Origin of the sequence: Stenotrophomonas sp. RS-48 (genome assembly GCF_030053245.1) — a bacterium.
GTDB classification, from domain to species: Bacteria; Pseudomonadota; Gammaproteobacteria; order Xanthomonadales; family Xanthomonadaceae; genus Stenotrophomonas; species Stenotrophomonas maltophilia_P.
In genome coordinates this window covers 1-1,887 of sequence record NZ_JASGBV010000072.1, presented here as the reverse complement: position 1 = coordinate 1,887, position 1,887 = coordinate 1, and the positions used below count along the sequence as shown (strand labels likewise).

The 1,887-nt window shown below is 69.9% G+C and carries 2 protein-coding genes and 1 pseudogene; 1 reads left to right on the top strand and 2 read right to left on the bottom strand.

Features of this window, described 5'->3' with window-relative positions:
- Positions 1-73: 73 nt before the first annotated feature.
- Complete coding sequence (gene pilH / locus QMZ25_RS13730) at positions 74-445, bottom strand: twitching motility response regulator PilH (RefSeq protein ID WP_053518630.1); 372 nt, start codon at positions 443-445, stop codon at positions 74-76.
- A gap of 88 nt (positions 446-533) precedes the next feature.
- A complete protein-coding gene (locus tag QMZ25_RS13725) occupies positions 534-1,529 on the bottom strand; it encodes a YhdH/YhfP family quinone oxidoreductase (RefSeq protein WP_283219796.1) in 996 nt (331 codons plus the stop codon).
- Positions 1,530-1,680: 151 nt separating this feature from the next.
- On the opposite strand from QMZ25_RS13725, the pseudogene QMZ25_RS13720 reads away from it, so the two are divergent.
- Positions 1,681-1,887 (top strand): annotated as a pseudogene (locus QMZ25_RS13720) (FtsH protease activity modulator HflK); the annotation flags it as partial.

Below are 1,887 nucleotides of genomic sequence, written 5' to 3'. Positions count from 1 at the left end.
GGCCATGCCCGGCGGCTCCTGACCCGCTGCGCTCGCCGGGCATGGCCCGGCGCTACCCGCGCATGCTGCGGCTTCAGCCCTGCCCGGCGAACACCCGCTCCAGCACCTCGGACAGCTCATCTTCCGAGAACGGTTTGGTGATGTAGGCCTTGGCGCCCTGGCGCATGCCCCACATACGGTCGGTGTCCTGGTCCTTGGTGGTCACCAGGATCACCGGGATGTGCCGGGTCGCCTCGTCGCGGGCGAGGGTGCGGGTCGCCTGGAAACCGTTGAGGTTGGGCATGACCACGTCCATCAGCACCAGATCGGGCAGCTCGGCACGGGCGGCTTCCACCCCGGCGGCGCCATCTGTGGCGGTCAGGATCTGGTGCCCGAGCTTCTCGACGATGCGCTGTATCCCCAACAGCTGCGACGGTGAGTCGTCGACGATCAGAATGCGTGCCATGTTGTTCCCCAGGTAATGCCCGCAGTGTAGTGCGGGCGGATTACCGGCGGGAGGGCGGCGCCTGCCGTCCGTCGCCTGCCTGCAACGTTCAGTCGATCCGTACCACCGTGCGTCCCAGCGAGCCGCCGGCCAGCATGCGCTCGAACACCTCCGGCAGCGCCTCCAGGCCGACTTCCGCCGTACAGATCTGCTGCAGATGCTGCGGCTTCCAGTCGTCGCCCAACCGCGCCCAGACGGTTTCGCGCAGGGCGCGTGGCGCGTTGGCCGAAGAAACGCCCAACAGCGATACGCCACGCAGGATGAAGGGCATCACCGTCATGTCCAGCTTCGGGCTGGCGGCGAGGCCCGCGCTGACCACGCTGCCGTAGGGCACGGTCTGCGCCAGCAGGCTGGCCAGCATGTCGCCGCCGGCATTGTCCAGGCCCCCGCCGAAGCGCCCGGTCTGCAACGGGCCGGTATCGGCCAACGCCTCGCGTGGCAGAACCTCGCTGGCGCCGATGTCGCGCAGGAAGCGGGCCTGCTCCGGCTTGCCGCTGATGGCGTGCACGGTATAGCCGGCGCGGCTGAAGATCGACAGCGCCAGGGCACCCACGCCACCGCTGGCGCCGGTCACCGCCAGCGGGCCCAGATCCGGGGTCTGCCGATTGTCCTGCAGGCGCAGCAGCGCCAACGCGGCAGTGAAACCGGCCGTGCCCAGCACCATCGCCTCGCGCGGGCTGAGCCCGGGCGGCTGCGCGATCACCGCACTCGACTCCAGCCGCACGTACTGGCTGTAGCCGCCGTCGCGGGTTTCGCTCAGGCCGCAGCCGGTGGCCAGCACGGCGTCGCCCTCGCGCCAGGCGGGGTCGGTGGAGGCCACGACCGTGCCGGCCACATCGATGCCGCCCACCAGCGGGAAGCGGCGCAGGATCCGGCCCTTGCCGGTGCCGGCCAGGGCGTCCTTGTAATTGACCGAGGACCACCGGGCGCGGACCAGCACCTGCCCGGGGTTGAGGTCGTCGACCCCCAGCCGGGTCAGTCCGCTGCGGTAGCCGGCGTCGTCGCTTTCGATGCGGAAGGCGGTGAACGGGGTGGTGGGGACCATCGGCGTGCCTGACTTCGAGGAAAACGCCACCTTACCCCGTTCGCCCCCTTTCGATCCTGCCGATCCGCCCCATCTTGTATGATCGGTGATGGTTCACGGCTGGCGCCGCGGGAAGGGCCCGCGCCGCAGCCCATATCTTGATGGAGCGTGCATGGCCTGGAATACACCCGGCGGCAACAAGGGCGGACAAGGCCCCGAGGACAATCGACGCGGGCCGTTCGGGTCGCGCGGCGGTGGCAATGGTGGTGGCTGGGGCGGGCTGCCCGGGCCGTTGAAGGATCTGTTCGATGGCGGCATCGTCCGCTGGGTGGTGGCAGCCCTGGTGCTGCTGGTGCTGTTCTCCAGCTTCCAGCTGATC

Excerpts from the sequence above, each read along its gene's own strand:
- pilH (WP_053518630.1), bottom strand. The coding sequence starts at position 445 with ATGGCACGCATTCTGATCGTCGACGACTCACCGTCGCAGCTGTTGGGG.
- QMZ25_RS13725 (WP_283219796.1), bottom strand. The coding sequence starts at position 1,529 with ATGGTCCCCACCACCCCGTTCACCGCCTTCCGCATCGAAAGCGACGAC.